Here is a 21,853-nt window from a genome sequence, read left to right on the forward strand (position 1 = left end):
GCGCACCCCAGGGCCAGGCTGGTGCTATGACCGGTTCCATCGAACAGGGCACCAGCCAGACCCACGGGAACACGCACATCCTGCACTTCCTGGTGCGGCTCCCGAGGCCCATGGAGGCGGTCTGGCCGGCGCTCGCCACCCCGGAGGGGATCGGCGCCTGGTGGACCCCCGTCGATGTGCTCGAACCCCGGCTCGGCGGCATGGTCGCGCTGCGCGGCCTGGGCGCGGGGCAGGTCACGGCGTGGGACGTGGACCGGGTCGCCGAGTACTCGGTGGAGGGCGGCGGCCGGGTCCGGTTCCATCTGGAGCGGGCCGGGGAGACGGAGTCGCTCCTGCGGTTCACCCATGAGTTCCAGGGAGAGGGGGAGTCGGAGCAGCGATGGAGGGATCGATTCGAGCAGTTGATCGACAACCTTGAGGGCCTCTAGGACTCCGACGGCGTCAGACACCCCTTCTCCGGCGGCTTCCCCTCCGGCCAGGCGATGCGGACGAAGCGGGAGCCGCCCTCCGGGGTGAGCTCCACGATCGGCACCGCCTTGTTGTACGGGTTGCCGTGCACGTCCAGGCAGATCCAGCCGCTCGCCCCGTTCACCCGCAGCGACCCCTTGACCTGCGGCCACTGCAGGCCCACGTCGTCCAGCCGGGGAATCGTGGCGCCCTCGCCGACCGCCTCCCGGATGCCCTTCACGGCGAGCTGCATCGCGTCGAACCCGATGATCGCCTGGCCGTCCTCCAGGGTGACCTTCCCGATTGGGCCGACCTGCTTGTCCCGCTCGGCGAGCGCCAGCAGCTCCATGAGGACGGCCGCGTCCGCCGCCGAGCCGCCCGTCGTCCCCGGCGCCGCGTTCGTCCAGGCGTCCGGGTGGGCGAGGGCGGTGTAGCGCACGGAGAGGTTGCGGGTGAGGGCGCCGCGGTTCAGGTCCTTCTCGGCGTCCAGATACGACCCCTCGTCGCCGGTGAGCACCGTGAACCGGCGGTCCTGGCAGCCCCGGCCGCCCAGCGCGTTGATGAACTGCCGCAGCTGGGTGTGGCGGCCCGCGAAGAGGATCGTGTCGGTGCCCGGCGCGGTGTCGCACACCAGGTGCGTGATCTGCCGGAAGGTGTTCGCGGTGGTGCCCTCCTGGCTGCGGTCGGAGGGCGGGGTGAAGGGCTGCGGTTCGTACGGCGAGCCCTTGATCAGCGCCGCGAAGCTCTCCTGGAGGGTCCGGGTGTAGGGGTCGCCCGGCTTGTCGTACACCAGCAGCGCCCGGTCCGCGCCGACCTTGGCGAAGGAGGCCAGCGCGCGGGCCTCGTCGGTGTTGGTGGGGGCGACCCGGGCCAGTCCCGGGAAGGGGTCCTCGCCGCGCTGTCCGTTGGCGAGGTCGTCGGCGGTGATGGAGGAGCCGATCACCGGGATGCCCCGCCGGGTCAGCTCCGTCACGGCCTTCTTGTTGGGGTCGGTGCTCATCCCGATGCCGACGACCGCCCGCAGCCGGTCCTCGCCCTTCGTCATCTCCTCCAGATCGTCGATCAGGTCGGGCCAGTGGTCGCCGGTCGCCCCCGGGTTGGCCAGCACCAGCCGGATCGCCGGGTGCTGCCCGTTGGCCCGGTGGTTGGCCTGCCACTGCGCCAGGTAGGCGCCCTGCAGTTCGTGCTGGATGTCCCGCAGGGTGGAGGCGGTGGTGGAGGTGTACGGCAGCGCCAGCGCGACCGTGACGTAACTCCCCTTCTCCAGCCGCCCGTTCTCCCGGACGACCGCCCTCACCGCGTCCCGCAGCTGCGGCCGCCCGAAGTCGAACACCGTCGACGCCACACCCACGCACTCGTCGCTGTTCTCCGGCCGTACCACCCCGGGCGCGCACGAGCGGTCCTCCTCCAGGACCGCCCGCACGCCGAAGTAGCCGCCGGTGATCATCCCGGCCACGACCAGCAGGGCGACATAGCGGTAGAGCCGGATCGCCCAGATCTCCCGCAGCCCGCGCAGCACCCCATGTCTCATCGGGCGTCCCCCTCACCGTCGTCGGAGTCCGGACCGTCCTCGGCCGGCAGGCTCAGGGCGCGCCCGGCCAGGGCGTCCTCGGGCCAGGCGCGGGACGTCGCGAAGAGCAGCGCGCCCCCGGCCGGCCGCAGGTCGGACAGTTGCAGCAGTTCGAAGCGGAGCCGGTCGCACACGCCCGGGTCGGGCAGCACCAGCGGGTCGGCGACCTGCCACACCGCGTGCAGCAGCCGCCGTATCCGTAGGTGCAGGAAGGGGTCCACGCCCTCCGGTGGCGGCTCGTCGGCGTCCGTGTGGCCGAGCGCGACGGCCGTACGACGGTCGGTGTGGCCGGTGGCGTCACGGCCCTCGGCGTCGTGTGCGTGGAAGTAGGGCGCGGTGGCCAGGAAGCGCAGGGTGTCCAGCCAGGCGCGCGTGTCCAGGCAGTGGAAGCCGTCCCGCAGGTAGGCCACCGCGCCGGCCGTGTCGCCGAGGGCGAGTTCGTGGTACAGCCGATAGCGGTCGGCGTGCTCCGGATCGCTGTCCTGGCGCTCCGCGTAGTAGCGGATCAGTGTCTCGTGGACCTCCCGCCACTTGGCGTGGTCGGCGTGGCGGTGGTGCAGCCGGAGCAGCAGCAGGGTGCGCACGAAGGGGTCGCCGATGAAGTGCCCGGGTGCGGAGGTCAGCCCCTCCTCGGCGAGCCGGGCCCGCAAGGACCGTACGCCCGAGGAGCCGAAGTCGTCGGGGAGCTGGGCGGTGGCCAGGGCTACCGCCGAGTCGTGGTCGTGGGCGGCGGCCAGCACGGTCAGCTCGTCGAGCCGGTCGGGCGGGACCAGCCGCGCGAGTAACCGCCCGTATGCCGGGCGGACGTCGGCCTGCCCCTCCTCCAGGGTGATCCGTGAGGCCAGCAGCCGGCCCAGCGAGGCGGCCCGGCCGGGGTGCTGCCGGGCGGCGCCGGCGGCGAGCACGATGCCCAGCGGGTTGCCGCCGGTCAGCCGGTGCACGGCGTGCGGCAGTTGGGGCGGCACCTCGGCGTCCTCGCAGACCGCGCCCACGATGTGCAGGGTGTCGTCCGGCGACAGCGGCGGCAGCGGCACCAGCAGCGCCCGCGAGGCCGGCGCACTGCCCGGCTCCCAGTCGGTGCTCCGGGCCACCTCCGCCAGCTCCCGCCGTACGGCGCCCCGCAGCGGGCCGTGCTCCATGCCGCGTACGGCGGCGATGAACACGACCTGGTCGGCGCTCCCCTCGGAGCGGTCCCGCAGTACGGCGTCCAGCAGCCCCGGCCCCGGCCCGCCCTGCGCGTTGTCCAGCAGGACCACCGGCCGGCCGAGCCGCCTCAGATGCGAGCCGAGCCCCGAGTACGCCTCCGTGAGGTCGGCCAGCAGGGCCCGCACCAGCCAGCGCTCGGCGTGCTCGCGGGAGGTGCCGCCGGCGCGGAAGTTCCCGGCGAGCAGGAGGAGTCCGCGCTTGGCGTTGCCGCCCGCGTTGGGGTAGGCGCGGTACCAGGCGGAGGGCCGCTGTTCCTTGCGTGAGGTGACGCCCTCCGACAGCGCCTCCAGGGTCGCCTCGATCGCGGCGGCCACGAAGGCGCCCTGCCCGCTGGCCGCCGCGACGACCTTCGCGGCGACCTTCCCGGCCCACCGCCCGGCGAGGGAGAAGCGGGACCCGCGCTCGTTGAGCAGCAGGATCCGGGTCAGTTCGCGCCGGATCCGGTCGGAGTCGGTCCGCCCGCTCCAGTCGCTCGCCCGGACCGCCACCAGGCCCGCCGTGAGCCGGGGGAACGTCAGCTGCCCTGCCGCCTTCACCGGCTCGGTGAGCTGCTCGGCCAGGACCAGCAGCGCCTGCCACACCGGTGACCAGGACTCCGGGCTCTCCTCGTGCGGTGGCGCGGCGAACTGCCCGTCCTCGCAGTCGATCAGCGCCAGCGGCGTCCGCTTGCGCGGCTCGCCCGAGCGGGTGCGCTCGGTGTACGCCTCCCGCACCTCGCCCAGCACCGCGCTCTTGCCGAGCCCACGCCCGCCAGCCAGCACCAGGACGGGCAGCTCACGGGGCTGGTCGGTCCTGGTGGCGAGGTGCTCGTGGGGGCGCAGTCCGACCAGCCGCGGCACGAGACCGGCGGGTTCGACGTCGAACAGTGCTCCCCGTCCGTGCAATCGTCTGCCCACCGCGTCTCCCCCCGGAGCGGTCAGTCTGCCAACACCAGGGTAAGAAGGGGGAGTTGGTTCGGACTAGGGTGCGTGATGTCCGTTGGGTTACGAAATCAGCGTCCCGGCGCGCCGCGGAAGCGCTCGGGAACGCTCAGGTCCCGATGTCCTCGCTCCACAGGTCGGGACGGCGTTCGATGAAGTCGCGCATCATTCCGACGCACTCCGCGTCGTCGAGCAGCACGATCTCCACGCCGTGCTCCGCCAGCCACTCGTGGCCGCCGTGGAAGGTGACCGCCTCGCCGATCACCACCCGGGAGATCCCGAACTGACGTACAAGGCCGCTGCAGTACCAGCACGGCGAGAGAGTGGTCACCATCGTCGTACCGCGATACGACCGCTGCCGCCCCGCTGCCCGGAAGGCCGCCGTCTCCGCATGCGTGGACGGGTCCCCGTCCTGCACGCGCCGGTTGCGGCCCCGGCCGAGCAGGGTGCCGTCGTGGCCGTAGAGCGCGGCCCCGATCGGGATCCCGCCCTCGGCGAGCCCGGCGCGGGCCTCCGCGAGGGCGGTGGCGAGCCATGTGTGTGCCTGAGTCCGGTCCATGCGTCCACTGTGCCGGAGCCGTGCGAGGATCCCCGGGACCTACCCCTCCATCCGCAGCAGCAGCTTGCCCGTGCTGGTGCGGGAGCCCATCAGATGGTGGGCGGCGGCCGCGTCCGTGAGGGGGAACTCGGCGGTGACCGGGAGGGAGACGGTGCCGTCGGCGACCTTCGCGAACGCAAGTTCGGCCAGTTCTCGTAGCCGCCGTGGGTCGGTCGCGGCCAGCGTCAGTACGGAGAAGGTGCCGACCGCGACCATGCGGGAGAACAGCTCCGGCTGTGTCACCCGCCAGGGCTCGGCCGAGGCGGCGTTGCCGAAGGAGATCAGCCGGCCGAAGGGGGCCAGGGAGGCCAGCGAGGCGCGGAAGGCGTCGCCGCCGACCGGGTCGAGGGCGAGGTCGACCCCGCGCCCGCCGGTGGCCGCCCGCACCGCCTTCTCCAGGCCGCCCCCGGCGAGGCCGGCGTCCGCCGGGGACACGAACACCTCGTTGTAGCCGTGCGCACGGGCGTGCTCGGCCTTCGCCCCGGAGGACACCACCCCGTACACCGCGCCCGCGCCGGCCGCCCTCGCCAGCTGGCCGGCCACCGTGCCGACACCGCCCGCCGCGCTCTGCACCAGCACGTTCTCGCCGGGCTGGAGCCGACCCACGGTGTGCAGCAGGCCGTACGCCGTCGGCAGGACCGTCGGGAGGGTGGCGGCCGTGCGCAGGCCGACGCCGGCCGGGAGCGGGAAGACGGTCGCCGCGTCGGTGACGGCCACCTCGGCGTACGCCCCGCTCTGCAGCAGGGCCGCCACCTCCTGGCCGACGGCCAGGCCCTCGACGCCCGCGCCGAGCGCCCGGACCCGGCCGGAGACCTCGATGCCGGGGCGGTAGGGCAGCCCGGCCACCCGGTAGCCCTCGGCGCGGGCCTTGAGGTCGGCGAAGTTCACGCCCGCGTACGCCACGTCGATGCTCACCTGCCCGGGTCCGGGCTCCGGCACGTCGGCCTCCACCACCCCGAGGACGCCGGGACCGCCGTACTCCTGGAACTCGACCGCGCGCATGGGCGCACACCTCCGCCTCTCGATGACGTCCGTCGACGACCGAAAGCCTGAGCTAAGTACGACGGTCGTCGAAGTATGGCGGTCTTCAAAGTACGAGGGTCATCGGACAAGTTCAAGGGGGTGCGGGGGGTGTTTCCGGCCGGGAACGAGACTCCGTCCGTCGCGAACTGTTCCCACCTGCGGAAACGGGCGGTGTTTCCGTCCCGCGACACCCCCGGTCTCCGGCACGCTGTCGTCACACCCCGCGGACGACCCGAAGGAGTCGCTGTGCACCGCCCCCTGCTGACCCCCCGTTCGGCCCTGATCTTCCTGCTCGGGACCCTGTGCGGCATCGGAGCGGGCGTCCTGACCGGTCTCGCCGGACAGGCCGCGGCCGAGGGCGTCCTGGTGGGGGCGGCCGTCTTCGGTGCCGCCGTGCCGTTCTTCAACGTGCTGATCGACTGACCGGCTGATCGGCGGACGAAGAGATGGGAACCTATGGGGGCGAAGGGGACGGAGAGGCGGGGCCATCGGTGGGGCAAGAGCACGAATTCGGCGACGTGGAGCACCTCAAGGGCTTCCAGGACCTGCGGCCCGAACTCTCCCCGGAGACCAGAGACCTGGTCCTCGCGATGCGCGGCCTGTTCCAGGCCACCGGGCTGAGCCTGCGCGCGTTCGCCGCCACCCACCACTTCGGCCCGGCCTCGGTCTGCCGCTACCTCAAGGGCGACCGCATCCCCGACAAGCAGTTCCTCGACGTCCTGATGAAGTCGGCCTGCCGGCGCAACGGCCGCGAGGTCACCGCCGACTTACAGGCACGCCTCTACCAGCGGCACCGCGACGCCCTGCTCAGCGACCAACCCGCCCGGTACCGCGAGCAGATGGCCGGCGACAGCCTGGAGGACGCCGTCCTCAAGAGGGAGCAGGCCGAGCTGCGCATCCGCGACCTCGAACAGGACCTGTCCCACCGCACACTCCAGCTGAGCCGGCTCAAGGCCCGTATCCAGCAGATCGAGGACACCGGCGCCCATGACCGGCAGCTGCTCGGCACCGAACTGACGCGCTGCGAGCAACTGCACGCGACGATCCGGGAACTGGAGGCCGAACTGGCCGAGGCGGTACGCGAACGCGATGCGGCACGAGCCCGCTGCGCGCAGCTCGAAGCGGACCTCGCCGAGGCGGAAGAGGCGGCGGAACGCGAGCGGCTGGAGCGGCTGGTCGCCGAGGAACGCCTGCGGGAGGCGAAGGCGGCGGGCGCCGCCGACCGGCACCGCGCCGACCTCGACCACGCCCGTCGGGAGGCCGAGCGGGTACGGCAGGCGGCCGAACGGGAGGCGACCGACCGCCGTGAGCAGGCCGAGGCCGAGGCCAGACAGATCCTCCGGGAGGCCGGCGACAAAGCGGCGAGGGCACAGCCCGCGGTGGCCAACAGGACGGCGGCCCTACGGCGCTTGGAGACCGTGGCACGCGACGCCGCCCACGCCGGTCTGCCCCGCCTGGCCGAGGAACTGTCCCGGGCCCACCCGGACGACGTCGACTTCAGCGTCGAGCGGTTCGGCATCCACGCCAAGGGCGACGTCGGGGACGTCGCCCGGGCGTTCGACCGAATGCTGTGGGAGGCGGTCCGGCTGATCACCGAGCAGGCCCGGGAACGGTTCGCCGTCAACGCGGTCTGCACCGACCTCGCCCACCGCAACATGGCGCTCTTCCAGGACCAGCTGGCCCTGCTCACCGACCTGGAGACACACGAGACCGACCCGGACCAGATGGAGAAGCTCTTCCGGCTCGACCACCTCGCCACCCGGATGCGCCGCAACAGCGAGAAGCTCCTCGCCCTCGTGGGCCAGGAGCCCGGCCGCCGCTTCGACCAGCCGGTCCTCCTGATCGACGTACTGCGCGCCGCCGCCTCCGAGGTGGAGGACTACGAGCGGATCGAGCCGTCCGGCATCCCGGAGGCCGAGATCCACGGCGGCGCCGTGGCCGACCTGGTGCTCCTGCTGGCCGAACTGCTGGACAACGCCACCAGGTTCTCCCCGTCGCACACCATCGTCCGCGTCCTCGCGGCCCGGTTGCCCGACGGCCGCCTGATGATCGAGATCCACGACCGGGGCATCGGCATGACCGCCGAGGGCTTCGCGGACGTCAACCACCGGCTGGCCACCCCGCCGACCCTGACCCCCGATGTCGCCCGGCGCACGGGCCTGTTCGTGGTCGCCCGCCTCTCCGCACGGCACGGCATCCGCGTCCAGGTCCGCCCCTCGTCCGACCACGTGGGCACGGTCTCACTGGTCCTGCTGCCCGACTCCGTGAGCACCGGCCGACCGGCCGCCGAGGAGGTGGTCGGCTGACCGCGGGCTAGCTGTCGCCCTTGCCCTTGTCGCGCTTGTCCTTGTCCTCGTCGTCGTCCAGGGACTTCAGGAAGTCCGGGTTGTCGTCGGGGGCGACCCAGCGCGGGCGGTCCTGGGCGCCGCCGGTGCGCAGGCCGGACCAGCCCTCGGCGGCCGGGCTGCGGCGCTTGCCGGCGATCAGCCAGGAGATCGAGCCGACCAGCGGGAAGAGGAGCACCAGGATCGCCCAGAGCGGCTTGGGGATGTGGCGGATGTCCTCTTCCTTCGTGCTGATGCAGTCGATGAACGCGTACACGCTCAACGCCAGTGGCACGAGGAACATCAGCACCCGGAGCATGGGCGTCTCCAGTGGAACGGTCGTCGGGGCCGGGGGCCACACGGCCCCCAGGTACAGGGCCAGGGTAGCCGCTCGGGGATACTGGGCCCCATGGCTTACGACGATCTTCGGTCCCTGCTCAGGGCACTGGAACGTGAAGGCGACCTCAAGCGCGTCAAGGCGGAGGTCGATCCGTACCTGGAGGTCGGGGAGATCGTCGACCGCGTCCAGAAGTCCGGCGGCCCGGCGCTCCTCTTCGAGAACGTCAAGGGCTCCGCGATGCCCCTCGCGATGAACGTCTTCGGCACCGACCGCCGCCTGCTGAAGGCGCTCGGGCTGAAGTCGTACGGCGAGATCAGCGAGAAGATCGGCGGCCTGCTCAAGCCGGAGCTGCCGCACGGGTTCGTCGGTGTGCGTGAGGCGTTCGGCAAGCTCGGCGCGATGACGCACGTACCCCCGAAGAAGGTGAAGTCCGGGGACGCGCCGGTCCAGGAGGTCGTCCTGCACGGCGACGAGGTGGACCTGGAGAAGCTTCCCGCCCTCTTCACCTGGCCCAAGGACGGCGGCTCCTTCTTCAACCTGGGGCTGACCCACACCAAGGACCCGGAGTCGGGGATCCGCAACCTCGGGCTGTACCGCCTCCAGCGCCACGACAAGCGCACCATCGGCATGCACTGGCAGATCCACAAGGACAGCCGCAACCACTACCAGGTGGCGGCCCGGCGCGGCGAGCGCCTCCCCGTCGCGATCGCCTTCGGCTGCCCGCCCGCCGTGACGTACGCCTCCACCGCCCCCCTCCCCGGCGACATCGACGAGTACCTCTTCGCGGGCTTCATCGCGGGCAAGCGGATCGAGATGGTCGACTGCAAGACCGTGCCGCTGCAGGTCCCGGCGAACGCCGAGGTCGTCCTGGAGGGCTGGCTGGAGCCCGGCGAGATGCTCCCGGAGGGCCCCTTCGGCGACCACACCGGCTTCTACACCCCGCAGGAGCCCTTCCCGGCCCTGAGGATCGACTGTGTGACCATGCGCCGCCGGCCCCTGCTCCAGTCGATCGTCGTGGGCCGCCCGCCGACGGAGGACGGGCCGCTGGGCCGTGCGACGGAGCGTTTCTTCCTCCCGCTGCTGAAGATCATCGTGCCGGACATCGTGGACTACCACCTGCCGGAGGCGGGCGGCTTCCACAACTGCGCGATCGTCTCGATCGACAAGAAGTACCCCAAGCACGCGCAGAAGGTGATGCACGCGATCTGGGGCGCCCACATGATGTCCCTGACCAAGCTGATCGTGGTCGTCGACTCCGACTGCGACGTCCACGACCTGCACGAGGTCGCCTGGCGGGCCCTCGGCAACACCGACTACGCCCGCGACCTCAGCATCGTGGAAGGCCCCGTCGACCACCTCGACCACGCCTCCTACCAGCAGTTCTGGGGCGGCAAGGCGGGCATCGACGCGACGAAGAAGTGGCCCGAGGAGGGCTACACGCGCGACGGCGGCTGGCCGGACATGGTCGAGTCGGACCCGGACACGGCCGCGCTGGTCGACCGCCGCTGGCGGGAGTACGGCCTGTGACCAGCGCCTCCGCGGCGATCCCGCAGCCGGGCCGCGCCAAAGCCTTCCTCCGCCTGGTGATGATCGAGCACTCGGTCTTCGCGCTGCCCTTCGCCTACATCGCCGCCCTCACCGCCATGTTCCAGCTGGACAGGAACATCCACTGGGGCCGGCTGCTGCTCGTCACCGTCTGCATGGTGGGCCTGCGCACCTTCGCGATGGCGGTCAACCGGATCATCGACCGCGAGATCGACGCCCGTAACCCGCGCACCGCGCAGCGGGAGCTGGTGACCGGCGCGATGTCCGTCCGCCACGCGTGGACGGGCGCGCTGATCGCCCTGGTGATCTTCCTGGGCTCGGCGGCGCTCCTGAACCCCCTGTGCCTGGCCCTGGCGCCCGTCGCCGTGATCCCGATGGTGGTCTACCCCTACGGGAAACGCTTCACCAACTTCCCCCAGGCCATCCTCGGCCTCGCCCAGGCGATGGGCCCGGTCGGCGGCTGGCTCGCGATCACCGGCTCCTGGAACTGGGACGCGGTCGTCCTCGGCCTCGCGGTGGGCGTCTGGATCGGCGGCTTCGACCTCATCTACGCCTGCCAGGACGTCGAAGCCGACCGCCGGATCGGCGTCATGTCGGTCCCGGCCCGCTTCGGCGTCCCGGCGGCGATCCGCTCCGCCCGGGTGTGCCACGCGATCACGACCGCCCTGCTCGTCTGGTACGCCCTCGCCACCGACGCCGGCACCTTCTTCTGGCTCGGCCTCCTGATCGTCGCGGCCGCCTTCGTCTACGAGCACACGATCGTGCGCCCGCACGACTTGTCCCGGGTGAACCGGGCGTTCTTCAGCGTCAACGGGTTCATCGGGATTGCGCTTTTCGTGTGTGCGCTGCTCGATCTTCTGGTTCGTGGTCTGACCGTGTGAATAGCGTGCGGCCTACCATCGGGTGCAGGACCAAGGGAGGCCGCCATGACCGTCTCGGACATCGACCGCCTGCACTCGCAGCTCAGCCGGTTCGAGGACATGTTCCCCGGCTATCGGGTGGAGATTGTCGAGGGCAACATCATGATGAGTCCGGTCAAGCCTCACCACGCGCAGACCATCCGTCTGGTGTGGAACGCTCTTGAGACCCAGGTCGGTGCGGAGTGGGGTTTCGCCAGTGATGTCGCCTTCCCGTTCGACGAGGACAATGAGTTCTGTCCCGACCTGGCTGTCATTCCGGCCTCGGAAGTGGCGAAGAACGAGGGCGCGTACTCGCCCGACCTCATCGAACTGGTCGTCGAAGTGGTGTCCCAGGGCAGCATCCGCCGCGACTACGAGCTCAAGCCCCGCTGGTACGCCTCCCGGGGGATCGCCAACTACCTGATCCTCGACCCGCTCAAGGGTCACGCCGTGACCATGTGGAACCCGGCGTCCGATGGCTACCTGGGGCGGGACACCATTGCGTACGGTCCGGAGCTGAGCATCGACTCGCCGCTGGGGAAGTTCACGCTCGACACCGGTCGGCTGCCCGTGGACCCCAAGGCGCCCGGCCGCTCCTGAGCACCCCTCCCCCCACCGGTACGCTCAAGGTGTGAACGCAGGAGAAAAGCAGCGCGTGCCTTGGATCGTGGGGGTCTCCGGGGCGTCCGGGACGCCGTATGCCGCCGCTGTGCTGCGTGCCCTGCTCGGGGTCGGGGAGAGCGTTGACCTGGTGGTCAGCAGGGCGTCACGGCTCACCCTGGTCGACGAGACGGGCATCTCCTTCCGGGACGCGCACTGGCGGGACGACCTGGGTGAGTGGCTCTCGCGAGGGGCCGACGGCAAGCCGGGGGTCTTCGACGCCGACCTGGACCGGGTCCGGTACTGGACCGCCGGGGACCTGGCCGCGGGGCCGTCCTCGGGGTCGTATCCCACCCGGGGGATGATCATCGTCCCCGCCTCGACGGCCTGCGTCGCCGGTGTCGCCCTCGGTCTCTCCAAGGACCTGCTGCAGCGGGCGGCGAGCGTGACGCTCAAGGAGCGGCGGCCCCTCGTCGTCGCCGTCCGCGAGACGCCGCTGAACGGCCAGACCCTGCGCCACCTGGTCGCGCTGGACGACGCGGGCGCCCGCGTGGTGCCGACCTCGCCCGCCTTCTACGCGGGCGCCACGCACATCCAGGACCTGGTCGACTTCGTCGCCGGACGGGTCCTCGACGCGGCGGGTGTCGAGCAGCACGGCCTGTACCGCCGGTGGAAGGGCGAACTGGGCGGCGGGGCCTCGGGCGAGTAGCGAACAGCGGCAGCAAGCAGCGAACAGCGAGCAGTAAGCAGCGAGTAGTAAGCAGCAGTACCCCTCATCACTTCAGGAAGGCTTCGAATCGCATGGACGCGGTGGACAGGCAGCTCATCCAGGCCCTGAGAGAGAACGGCCGGGCCTCGTACGCGGAGCTGGGACGCCTTGTCGGCCTGTCGGGCCCCAGCGTCACCGACCGCATCAACCGGCTGGAGGCGGCCGGGGTGATCACCGGCTACCGGGCCACCGTGGACGCCGCCTCCCTCGGCCTCGGCGTCACCGCCCTGATCGGCATCTCGCTCTCCGACGCCGCCGACCACGAGGACGTGGCGACCCGGCTGAAGGAGTTCACCGAGATCGAGGACTGCTGGTTCATCGCCGGCGACGACTCCTTCATGCTCAAGGTGCGTGCGAGCGACGTCGACGGGCTGGAGCGGATCATCCGGCGGCTGTCGGGGACCAAGGGCGTCTCCCGTACCCGTACGACCATTGTGCTCAGCACCAAGTGGGAGAACCGGGTCGGGGACCTGCCCGAAGAGGTCTAGGCGTAAGTTTGGTCGGGCTGTCGTAGAAAGGTGTTGGCATGGACGTCGGGCTCAAGCGCGAGCTGGAGGAGAAGGTCCGCTCCGGTGAGCGGCTGACCCGCGAGGACGGCATCGCGCTGTACGAGTCGGACGACCTGGCGTGGCTGGGCGGTCTGGCCCACGAGGTGCGCACCCGCAAGAACGGCGACGTCGTGCACTTCAACGTCAACCGGCACCTGAACATGACCAATGTGTGCACGGCCTCCTGCGCGTACTGCTCCTTCCAGCGCAAGCCGGGGGAGAAGGACGCGTACACCATGCGTATCGAGGAGGCCGTCCGCCTCGCCAAGGCGATGGAGTCGGAGAACCTCACCGAGCTGCACATCGTCAACGGACTGCACCCCAATCTGCCGTGGCGGTACTACCCGCGGTCGCTGCGGGAGCTGAAGGCCGCCCTCCCGGACGTGTCCCTGAAGGCGTTCACCGCCACGGAGATCCACCACTTCGAGACCATCTCCGGGCTCAGCGCCTCCGAGATCCTCGACGAGCTGATCGACGCCGGTCTGGAGTCCCTGACCGGCGGCGGCGCGGAGATCTTCGACTGGGAGGTCCGGCAGCACATCGTGGACCACCGGACCCACTGGGAGGACTGGTCCCGCATCCACCGGCTGGCGCACGAGAAGGGTCTGAAGACCCCGTGCACCATGCTGTACGGCCACATCGAGGAGCCCAGGCACCGGGTGGACCACGTCCTTCGCCTGCGCGAACTGCAGGACGAGACCGGCGGTTTCCAGGTCTTCATCCCGCTGCGCTACCAGCACGACTTCGTCGACCTGAAGGACGGCAAGGTGCGCAACCGGCTCCAGGCGCGGACCCGGATGGCGACCGGCGCGGAGGCGCTGAAGACGTTCGCGGTGTCGCGGCTGCTGTTCGACAACGTTCCGCACGTCAAGGTCTTCTGGGTCATGCACGGGGTGCAGACGGCGCAGCTCGCGTTGCAGTTCGGGGCCGATGACATGGACGGCTCGGTGGTCGAGTACAAGATCACGCATGACGCGGACGACTTCGGTACGCCGAACAAGCTCACGCGGGAGGATCTGCTGGAGCTGATCCGCGACGCGGGGTTTCGGCCGGTGGAGCGGAACACGCGGTACGAGGTCATCCGGGAGTACGACGGGGCCGACCCCGGGCGTCGGGAGGCGCCTCAGCCGATGCGCGTCTGATGTACGCCGGGTGCGGGTCCGTCGTGGCTGATCGCGCCGTTCCCCGCGCCCCTTGGGTGGGTACTCGTGGCGCATGCCAAGTACCACGGCCCCGGAAGACGCCTACACCGCCGAACCCTTCGTTCCTGAGCGCGGGGGGCTGCCCGCGCTGCGGCGGGCCGCTGCCGGCTGCCGTGGCTGCCCCCTGCACCTGAACGCCACCCAGACCGTCTTCGGCGCCGGGAATCCCCACGCGCGCGTGATGCTCGTCGGGGAGCAGCCCGGGGATCAGGAGGACCGGCAGGGGAAGCCGTTCGTGGGGCCGGCCGGGCGGGTGCTGGGGCGGGCGCTGGAGGAAGCCGGGATCGAGCCGGACGACACGTATGTCACCAATGCCGTCAAGCACTTCAAGTTCACGCAGGCCGAGCCCCGTAAGCGGCGTATTCACAAGGCGCCCACGCTGCGGGAGATGACGGCGTGCGGGCCGTGGCTCGCCGCCGAGCTGGCCGTGGTGGAGCCGGAGCTGATCGTGATCCTGGGGGCCACGGCGGGCAAGGCGCTGCTGGGGTCCTCCTTCAGGGTCACCCAGGTGCGCGGGACGGTCCTGGAGGAGGAGATCCACGGGCGCCCGGAGCGGCTGGTGCCGACCGTGCATCCGTCGTCGGTACTGAGGGCGCAGGACGAGGACCGGGAGCGTGCCTACCAGGGGCTGGTCGGCGATCTGAAAGTCGCGGCACGCCTGCTGTCGTAATGCGTACGATGCTTGGGTGTCCCTTACTTTCACTCTGGACCCCGCCGTCACTCCCGAACTGCGCGACGGCATCCTCGATCTGTGGACGGACGTGTCCAACGCCGGTGGAGCCGTCGGTTTCGTGCCGCCGGTGACTCGGGAGGCGATCCGGCCGGCGCTGGTGCAGCACCTGGTGGCGATGGCCGAGGGCAGGGCCCGGCTGCTGGTCGGGCACGACGAGGCCGGGCAGGTCGCCGCGACCGGCTTCTTCCACTTCAACACCCACCGGCTGATGACCCACTGGGCGTGGCTGTACACGGTCATGGTGCACCCGCGTCACCAGGGCAAGGGCTACGGCCGTGATCTGCTGGCCGCCGCCGAGGACGCGGGGCGCACCTTCGACGGCATCGAGGCGATCCGGCTCACCTGCAGGGGCGGGGTCGGCCTGGAGCGGTTCTACGGCTCCTGCGGCTACAAGGAAGTGGGCCGGATCCCGGCCGCCATCCGGGTCGCGCCGGGCGACGACCGGGACGACGTGATCATGCTGCTGCCGCTCGGCTGACCCCCGTGCAAGATCGGTGCCCCGGCGTGCTTCACTGGGCAGTGGCCTTTTGGACTGCAGTGGCCTTGTGGACTGGAATCGGAAGACTGGGTTGAGATGCTCCGCTACACGCTGATGCGCCTCGGGATCTTCATGGGCTGCTTCGTGGTCGTCTGGGGCCTCGTCTACTCCGGTGTCGCGCCGCGCGGCCTCGGCTCCTCCAACGGCATGTGGGTGCTGCTGCTGTCGCTGGTGATCTCGGCGCCCGTCAGCTTCGTGGCGCTGCGCAAGGAGCGGGACCGGGCCTCCGCGCAGATCGTGCGGAAGATGGACAGGGTCAAGGCCGACCTGGACGCCAACCGCAGCCAGGAGGACGTGGCCGACGACGCGGCGCGTGCCCAGGGTCAGGCGTCGTAGCACCCCGTATATCGCCGCACGGATTTCTTCCGCGTCCCGGCAGTGACACCGGCCGGTAACTGTCCAGGCGCGGCCCTTACCCTTGTGCGGATCCACGGTGTGGAATGGCCGAATCCACACCGGTGAGACCGATATCCGGTAGCACCGACATCCGTACAGCAAGGGGGAACCGTGGCACGAGCGCGGGCACAGAGCCTACGGCGCGTCGCCGAGGCCGTGGCGTCCGGAACCGATCCTCGGGCGGCGGCCCAGGAGGAACTGCGGCGCCAGGTCGGACGGGGGACGCGCGGCGCGGGCGCGCAGGGCGCCGCGGACACCCGGGGCGGCGACGAGTACGAGGTGGAGGAGCAGGGCATCGACCCCGCCGACTTCCCCGCCGCCCGGGAACAGGGTGGCTCCATCGCCACCGTCATGCGGCAGAAGACCGTGCCGCTGGACGAGGCCGGGGAGGCGCTCGGCAGAAGCGAGCAGCTGCGTGAGACCGGCGAACCGGTGCACGCCATCTGCCCGATGGTGATCCCGAAGGGCCGCTCCTTCCTGTCCATGCTGCCGGTGCTGATGCTGCCGGTGCTCGGCGTGGCCGGCGCGTCGATCGTCGGGGCGGCCGGTGGTGACGTCCTGACCAACCCGCTCTTCGGCGTGCACTACTGGATCATCGCGGTGCTCGCGGTCGCCTTCGTGTGGTGGCGGCAGGGCATGGTCATGGTGCCGGACGGCTGCCAGGCGATGATCACCCGCTTCGGCAAGCTGGAGAAGGTCGTCGGCCCGGGCCGGGTCGTGCTGCTCAGCCCCTGGAAGCGGGTGTCGTACATCGTCAACACCACCCGCGAGTACCCGTTCAACGCGCCGGTGCGTGAGGCCCCGACCAAGGGCGGCGTGAAGGCGTCGATCGACCTGTTCATCCAGTTCCGCATCAGCGACCCGACCGAGTTCGTCTACACGCTGGGCGCCGTGCGCGGCTTCGAGGAGAAGCTGAGCAACGCCGTCAGCGAGACCATCCGCAGCCTCATCTACGAGCAGGAGGCCGCCGGGATCTACGACATGGTCGGTGAGGACACCGGGCGGCTGCTTGAGCAGCTCAACCAGCAGTTCCGGCCGGCCGTCGAGCTGACCAACGCCAACATCACCCACGCCGAGCCCTCCGACCAGCGCTACCGCATGGACCTGGCGGCGCCCGAGATGGTGCGGGTGGCCAAGGAGGCGTACACCCACGAGTACGCGCTCCAGCTGCGCAAGGAGCAGGACGAGGGCGACCTCACCCGTGAGCTCGCCTCCAGCCAGGAGACGCTGTCCGCGATCCAGGCCGACATCGCCCAGTACCAGGCGCAGATGGACACCGCCGTGGAGCGGGAGACCAACCGCGCCGAGGCGCTCGCCCGGCAGCGCTACGTACAGGCCGAGTCGGAGGCCAAGGCCAACGCGGCGCTCCTGGAGGCGCAGGCCCTCGACATTCGCGCGGTGACCGCGGCCGAGGCGCCGGAGATCCTCGAATACCGCTACCAGCAGCAGGTCCTGGACACCCTGGAGGAGGTCGCCGACCATCTGCCCCGCCTGGTGCGCATCGGCGCGGCGGACGGTGACGGCGGCGCCGGCATCGACTTCCTGGAGCTGGCCCGCGAACTGGTCGGCGAGCGCGGCACGGAACTGTTCACCGACGCCGACATGGCCGCCGTACGGGCGCGTCTCGCGGAGGTGTCCGAGCGGATCGCCTCGCGTGAGGCGGAGATCGGCGCGCTGCTGGCGGCCGATCGGCCCACCGTGCCGAACGTGCCCGACACCGCCGAAGCAACCGACGTGTCCGAGGAGGCCGACCAGTGAGCACCGCCCGTATGAACCGCCGGTCGGTCATCTCCGAGGCCGTCGCGCCCTGGAGCGACATCGCGCGACTGCTGCGCGGCGGCGAGGCCGACACCCTGATCCCCGTCATCATCCCGCGCCACCGGCGCCGCCTGTGGTGGATGCTGCCGCTGTGGCTCGGCGTATACGCCCTGCTGATGGGCGTGATGCTGTCGCTGGCGGAGTCGGACTCCGACTCGGCCGCCGGTGACCTCGCCTACGGCGCCCTCGCCACCCTCTCCTACGTCAGCGGTGTGGTGCTGCTGCTGATCGGCGGGCTGTGGTGGTGGCGCTCCTCGATCGTGGAGATCGAGCAGGGCACGAACGGCGTCCTGACGCGCTACGGCGCCGTCACCCGCACCCTGGACGCCGGCCGCCACTACCTGTGGCACCCCTGGTCCCGGGTCGACTTCGTCGTCGACACGGCCACCGAGATCCCGTACTCGGCGCCGGTCATGGCCTGCCCCACCCAAGAAAACGTTCCGCTGCGCTCCATCGAGTTCTTCCTGAAGTTCCGCATCACCGACGCCGTGCTGTTCGTCCGCACCATCGGCGCGGGCAACTTCGACCTCGTCCTGTCCAGCGCCGTCCAGGACGCGATCCGGCAGCGGGCCCGCAAGATGCGCACCGAGCGCGCCTACGACCTGCGCGGCTCGGACGTCGCCGACATGCAGGAGCTGCTCAACCGCCAGCTGTCCGGCTACGGCGTGCGCATCACCGGCTCCAACATCCCGGACGTGCAGCTGCCGGCCCAGTACCAGCAGCACCTGGCCACACGGGAGCGCGTCGCCAAGGAGCGGGAGGCGTACGAGCAGGAGTGGGGCCTGATCCGCAAGCGCCGCATCGACCAGCTCGGCATGGACATCGAGCGCGCCAAGAAGGTCCGCGACGCCCGCATCGTCGAGGTCAGGGCCGCGCTGAACCGGGCCCGCGAAGAGGTCGCCCAGCTGCTGGAGCAGCAGGAGACCAACGCCCAGCGGGTGCGGTTCGAGATCGAGACGCGGGGCCGCAGCGGCCTGATCGCCGCCGAGAACGAGGCCCGCGCCCAGCGCGCCCTCGCCAAGGCGTACCGCGACAATCGCGCCGTCCTGCAGTACGAACTCGCCCGCCGGCGGCTGGAGGTGGGCGCCCGGCTCGCGGGCAGGGCCCCGCAGCCGGTGGTCGTCCGCACCGACGGCACGGGCGCGGACACCTCCGCCCTGTCCACCCTGCTCACCGCCCAGCTCCTGCCCCGCCTCACGGCCCTGCCGGCGGCTGACCACCAGGTGCTGCGTCATGAGGACGACGCAAGCGGCGAGGAATAAGCCAGTGGCATCACGGGCCGGGTGGGAACCTCCCTCCCGGCCCGTACGCTGAACGCATGGGTGCCGTGAAGACCAAACGGATGCCGCGTGCGGTCCGTGAGCAGCAGATGCTGGACGCCGCCGTACAGATCTTCGGCCAGCGCGGGTACATGGCCGCCTCGATGGACGAGATCGCCGAACTGGCGGGCGTGTCCAAGCCGTTGGTGTATCTGTACCTGAATTCCAAGGAAGACCTGTTCACCGCCTGCATCCGGCGTGAGGCGGGCGCGCTCGTCGAGGCGGTGCGCTCCGGTGTCCGCACCGACGTGCCCGCCGACCGCCAACTCTGGGACGGGCTGCGGGCGTTCTTCGCGCACACCGCGCGGCACCCGGACGCCTGGTCGGTGCTGCATCTCCAGGCCCGTACGCACGGCGAGACGTTCGCCGCCGAGGTCGCCGTGATGCGGGAGGAGATCGTCGCGTTCGTGACCCGGCTGATCGCGGTCGCCGCCCGCGAGGCCCACCGCGACCCCGACCTGCCCGAGGGGGAGGTCGCCGGGCTCGCCGAGGCCCTGGTCGGTGCCGCCGAGTCCCTCGCCACCTGGGCCAACGCCTCCGAGGGCGTCACGGGACGGCAGGCGGCGGCCACCCTGATGAACTTCGCGTGGGCGGGCCTGGGCAACCTCATGGAGGGCCGGCCGTGGTCGCCGCCGGCTACAGGTGGCTGACCCGTCCCCGTACATGCGCTCGCCCCGCCTTCCCGCGCAGCTCGAACCGACCCGATCCGTCCGCCGCGTACACCACCGTGCCCGGCAGCAGTACCGGCGCCCGGAACTCGGCGCGGACGTGCGCGGCCGGTGGGGTGCCGTGGGCGGCGAGGCAGCGGGCGACCGTCCACATGCCGTGCGCGATGGCGCGGGGGAAGCCGAAGAGGCGGGCGGTGAGCGGGTGCAGGTGGATCGGGTTGCGGTCACCGGAGGCGGCACCGTAGCGCCGCCCGACGTCCCCGGCGAGGCGCCACTCGTCGAGCACGGGGAGCGGTGACTCCGGCTCGGTGCGGGCCTCCTGCGTGTGCTCGGCGCGGGCCTCTCCCCGGTGCTCGGTGCGGTGGCGTGCCAGATACGTGCTCCGGGACTCCCAGACGACGTCCCCGCCCTCGCCCCGCACCTCGGTCGTCACCGTCGCCTCGGTGCCGCGCCGGTGCGGCGCCAAACCGTCGACACCCACGGTGAGTTCGTACGCCTGGGCGGCCGTGGGATCGCCGTACCGCCTGATGTCGATCGACGTGTGTACCAGCCCGAGCAGCGGCAGCGGGAAGTCCCGGCCGCTCATCAGCCGCATGGCCAGCGGGAAGCCGAGGACGTGCGGATAGGTGACCGGCAGCGCGTCCTCGCCGGTGGCGAAGCCGCACACCCTTTCGTACGCGGCGAGCCGGGCGAGGTCGACGCGCAGGCCGGGCAGGACGAGCCGGGTGCGCGGGAACTCCGCGTCGGGGCCGGGGCGTTTGAAGGGTGACAGGAGGGCGCCCCGGGCGAGCAGGGGCGGAAGGGAAGGAGCACGGGTGAGGACGACGGACATCACGCCCCCAGCAGGCTCTGGCCGCATACGCGTACGACCTGGCCGTTGACGGACCCGGACCCCGGATCGGCCAGCCAGGCGGTCGTCTCGGCGACATCGACCGGCAGTCCGCCCTGCGCGAGGGAGTTCATCCGGCGGCCCGCCTCCCGGATGAGGAACGGGATCGCGGCGGTCATCCGCGTCTCGATGAACCCGGGCGCAACCGCGTTGACCGTCACGCCGTGCTCGGCGAGGGCGCGCGGGGCGAGGGAGCGCACCAGTCCGACGACGCCCGCCTTGCTCGCGGCGTAGTTCGTCTGCCCGGCGTTGCCCGCGAGCCCCGCGATGGACGCGGTGGCGACGATCCGGCCGCCCCGCCGCAGGGTCCCGCCCGCCAGCAGCGTGTCCGTCGTGCGCAGCACGCTCGCGAGATTGACGTCGAGCACCGAACTCCAGCGCTCGGCGGGCATGTTGACCAGGCGGCGGTCCCGGGTGATCCCGGCGTTGTGGATCAGGACGTCCAGCCCGTCGGGCAGCGCGGCCGCGATGCGCTCGCCCGCGTCGGGGACGGTGATGTCGAGGGTGAGGGCGGTGCCGCCGAGCCGCTCGGCGACCCGCCGCGCGTCGTCCTCGGCCTGCGGTACGTCGAGTACGACGACCCGCGCGCCGTCCCTGACCAGCGTCTCGGCGACCGCCTCGCCGATGCCGCGCCCGCCACCGGTGATCAGGGCGGTACGGCCGGCGAGGGGCCGCTCCGGATCGGCCGGCGCGTCGACGGGGCGGGCCCCTACCTGGATCACCTGGCCGCTGACGTAGGCCGACTTGGGGGAGAGGAGGAAGCGGAGGGTCGACTCGGCGCAGGCCGCGTCGGTCAGCCGTACGAGATTGACCGTCCTGCCCCGCCCGATCTCCTTGGCGAGCGAGCGCGTGAAGCCCTCCAGGGCCTGCTGGGCCGCCGCCTGGTGATGGTCGGCGGGGTCGAGGGGCGCGCCGAGCAGGACGACCCGGCCGCTCGGGGCGACCGACCGTACGACGGGGTGCAGGGCGGCGTGCACCTCGGCGAGCGTCTCGACGTCCCGTACGCCGGTGGCGTCGAGGAGTACGGCGTAGGGGTGGTCGGAGGCCGTGGTGCGGGGCAGTGCGGCGAGGGGCGGTCCGGCGAGGTCGAGGTCCGACTTGCCGGCGGTGAGGTGGAGGACCTCCCCGGTGTGCCGCTGCGGCGCCCAGCGCTTCAACGGGGCGGGCTGCGGCAGGCCGAGGCGGCGGGTGAGGAAGCGGCCGGGTGCGGTGCCGGTGAAGGTCAGATAGCGGTCGGCCATGGACGTCGTCTCCCCACTCGGTTGCTGACTGCGAAGTAAGGTTACCCGAGGTAACGGCTGCAGACCTGCCCCGTCGTCGGACCTGAGGGTCACTCACATAACCCGCAAGATTGCACAGCCCTGGCTCGGGACCATCCCCGAACCCACACACGCCCCACAGCTCAGGGTCGTACGATCCCCACCTAACCGCCGGTAACCCCTCCTTCGGGGCGTCGGCGGTGAAACCTCGCAGCGCGAGGCACGTACGTATGCAGCAAGCA

Annotated in this window: 22 protein-coding genes; 15 read left to right on the forward strand and 7 right to left on the reverse strand. The window is 71.4% G+C overall.

What is annotated here, in order from left to right:
- Positions 1–26 precede the first annotated feature (26 nt).
- A complete protein-coding gene (locus ACH5AC_RS29595; protein ID WP_398865260.1) occupies positions 27–428 on the forward strand; it encodes a hypothetical protein in 402 nt (133 codons plus the stop codon).
- Here the strand turns inward: ACH5AC_RS29595 and ACH5AC_RS29600 are convergent.
- From ACH5AC_RS29600 to ACH5AC_RS29615, 4 genes are all read right to left on the reverse strand, one after another.
- The gene (locus tag ACH5AC_RS29600) at positions 425–1,978 is read right to left on the reverse strand and encodes an ABC transporter substrate-binding protein (protein ID WP_398865261.1); all 1,554 of its coding nucleotides are present in this window, start codon (positions 1,976–1,978) and stop codon (positions 425–427) included. The genes ACH5AC_RS29595 and ACH5AC_RS29600 overlap by 4 nt on opposite strands.
- Complete coding sequence (locus ACH5AC_RS29605) at positions 1,975–4,119, reverse strand: hypothetical protein (RefSeq protein WP_398865262.1); 2,145 nt, start codon at positions 4,117–4,119, stop codon at positions 1,975–1,977. The genes ACH5AC_RS29600 and ACH5AC_RS29605 overlap by 4 nt, the downstream gene beginning before the upstream one ends.
- A gap of 133 nt (positions 4,120–4,252) precedes the next feature.
- Positions 4,253–4,702 (reverse strand): nucleoside deaminase, encoded by a 450-nt coding sequence (locus ACH5AC_RS29610; RefSeq protein ID WP_398865263.1) that lies wholly within the window; start codon positions 4,700–4,702, stop codon positions 4,253–4,255.
- A gap of 39 nt (positions 4,703–4,741) precedes the next feature.
- Positions 4,742–5,743 (reverse strand): zinc-binding alcohol dehydrogenase family protein, encoded by a 1,002-nt coding sequence (locus tag ACH5AC_RS29615; RefSeq protein ID WP_398865264.1) that lies wholly within the window; start codon positions 5,741–5,743, stop codon positions 4,742–4,744.
- A gap of 267 nt (positions 5,744–6,010) precedes the next feature.
- On the opposite strand from ACH5AC_RS29615, the gene ACH5AC_RS29620 reads away from it, so the two are divergent.
- Both ACH5AC_RS29620 and ACH5AC_RS29625 read left to right on the forward strand, forming a co-directional pair.
- Positions 6,011–6,187 (forward strand): hypothetical protein, encoded by a 177-nt coding sequence (locus ACH5AC_RS29620; protein ID WP_398865265.1) that lies wholly within the window; start codon positions 6,011–6,013, stop codon positions 6,185–6,187.
- A 68-nt stretch (positions 6,188–6,255) separates the two neighbouring features.
- Positions 6,256–8,070, forward strand: a complete 1,815-nt coding sequence (locus ACH5AC_RS29625; protein ID WP_398865266.1) for an ATP-binding protein — start codon at positions 6,256–6,258, stop codon at positions 8,068–8,070.
- 7 nt (positions 8,071–8,077) lie between these two features.
- Here the strand turns inward: ACH5AC_RS29625 and ACH5AC_RS29630 are convergent, their stop codons facing one another.
- Complete coding sequence (locus tag ACH5AC_RS29630; RefSeq protein WP_398865268.1) at positions 8,078–8,407, reverse strand: PLD nuclease N-terminal domain-containing protein; 330 nt, start codon at positions 8,405–8,407, stop codon at positions 8,078–8,080.
- Positions 8,408–8,497: 90 nt separating this feature from the next.
- Here ACH5AC_RS29630 and ACH5AC_RS29635 point away from each other — a divergent pair, with 90 nt between their 5' ends.
- The 12 genes from ACH5AC_RS29635 (at position 8,498) to ACH5AC_RS29690 (ending at position 19,445) form a co-directional block, all read left to right on the forward strand.
- Positions 8,498–9,955 (forward strand): menaquinone biosynthesis decarboxylase, encoded by a 1,458-nt coding sequence (locus ACH5AC_RS29635; protein WP_398865269.1) that lies wholly within the window; start codon positions 8,498–8,500, stop codon positions 9,953–9,955.
- A complete protein-coding gene (gene mqnP / locus ACH5AC_RS29640) occupies positions 9,952–10,854 on the forward strand; it encodes a menaquinone biosynthesis prenyltransferase MqnP (protein WP_398865270.1) in 903 nt (300 codons plus the stop codon). Before ACH5AC_RS29635 ends, mqnP begins: the two co-directional genes overlap by 4 nt.
- Before the next feature lie 45 nt (positions 10,855–10,899).
- Positions 10,900–11,472: a Uma2 family endonuclease gene (locus ACH5AC_RS29645; protein WP_398865271.1), complete on the forward strand. Its 573-nt coding sequence runs from the start codon at positions 10,900–10,902 to the stop codon at positions 11,470–11,472.
- Positions 11,473–11,527: 55 nt separating this feature from the next.
- Positions 11,528–12,181, forward strand: coding sequence for a UbiX family flavin prenyltransferase (locus ACH5AC_RS29650; protein WP_398865407.1), 654 nt, complete (start codon positions 11,528–11,530; stop codon positions 12,179–12,181).
- 92 nt (positions 12,182–12,273) lie between these two features.
- Positions 12,274–12,729: an Lrp/AsnC family transcriptional regulator gene (locus tag ACH5AC_RS29655; protein WP_398865272.1), complete on the forward strand. Its 456-nt coding sequence runs from the start codon at positions 12,274–12,276 to the stop codon at positions 12,727–12,729.
- Positions 12,730–12,767: 38 nt separating this feature from the next.
- Complete coding sequence (gene mqnE / locus ACH5AC_RS29660; RefSeq protein WP_398865273.1) at positions 12,768–13,931, forward strand: aminofutalosine synthase MqnE; 1,164 nt, start codon at positions 12,768–12,770, stop codon at positions 13,929–13,931.
- Between the two features lie 73 nt (positions 13,932–14,004).
- Positions 14,005–14,661 (forward strand): UdgX family uracil-DNA binding protein, encoded by a 657-nt coding sequence (locus ACH5AC_RS29665; protein WP_398865274.1) that lies wholly within the window; start codon positions 14,005–14,007, stop codon positions 14,659–14,661.
- Between the two features lie 16 nt (positions 14,662–14,677).
- Positions 14,678–15,202: a GNAT family N-acetyltransferase gene (locus ACH5AC_RS29670; protein WP_398865275.1), complete on the forward strand. Its 525-nt coding sequence runs from the start codon at positions 14,678–14,680 to the stop codon at positions 15,200–15,202.
- 96 nt (positions 15,203–15,298) lie between these two features.
- Positions 15,299–15,598 (forward strand): DUF4229 domain-containing protein, encoded by a 300-nt coding sequence (locus ACH5AC_RS29675; RefSeq protein ID WP_398865276.1) that lies wholly within the window; start codon positions 15,299–15,301, stop codon positions 15,596–15,598.
- Between the two features lie 171 nt (positions 15,599–15,769).
- The gene (locus ACH5AC_RS29680; protein ID WP_398865277.1) at positions 15,770–17,416 is read left to right on the forward strand and encodes an SPFH domain-containing protein; all 1,647 of its coding nucleotides are present in this window, start codon (positions 15,770–15,772) and stop codon (positions 17,414–17,416) included.
- On the forward strand, positions 17,413–18,738 hold the full coding sequence (locus ACH5AC_RS29685; protein ID WP_398865278.1) for an SPFH domain-containing protein: 1,326 nt from the start codon (positions 17,413–17,415) through the stop codon (positions 18,736–18,738). The genes ACH5AC_RS29680 and ACH5AC_RS29685 overlap by 4 nt, the downstream gene beginning before the upstream one ends.
- Before the next feature lie 56 nt (positions 18,739–18,794).
- Positions 18,795–19,445: a TetR/AcrR family transcriptional regulator gene (locus ACH5AC_RS29690; protein ID WP_398865279.1), complete on the forward strand. Its 651-nt coding sequence runs from the start codon at positions 18,795–18,797 to the stop codon at positions 19,443–19,445.
- Here ACH5AC_RS29690 and ACH5AC_RS29695 read toward each other — a convergent pair.
- Positions 19,432–20,295 carry a MaoC family dehydratase gene (locus ACH5AC_RS29695; RefSeq protein ID WP_398865280.1) on the reverse strand — a complete coding sequence of 288 codons (864 nt, stop codon included), beginning with the start codon at positions 20,293–20,295 and terminating at the stop codon, positions 19,432–19,434. The two genes, ACH5AC_RS29690 and ACH5AC_RS29695, sit on opposite strands and share 14 nt — an antisense overlap.
- Entirely contained in the window at positions 20,295–21,593 is a 1,299-nt protein-coding gene (locus ACH5AC_RS29700) for a 3-oxoacyl-ACP reductase (protein WP_398865281.1), read from the reverse strand. Before ACH5AC_RS29700 ends, ACH5AC_RS29695 begins: the two co-directional genes overlap by 1 nt.
- Between the last annotated feature and the right edge of the window lie 260 nt (positions 21,594–21,853).

Source organism: Streptomyces sp. NPDC018693 (genome assembly GCF_044391385.1).
In the GTDB taxonomy this organism is placed as follows: Bacteria; Actinomycetota; Actinomycetes; order Streptomycetales; family Streptomycetaceae; genus Streptomyces.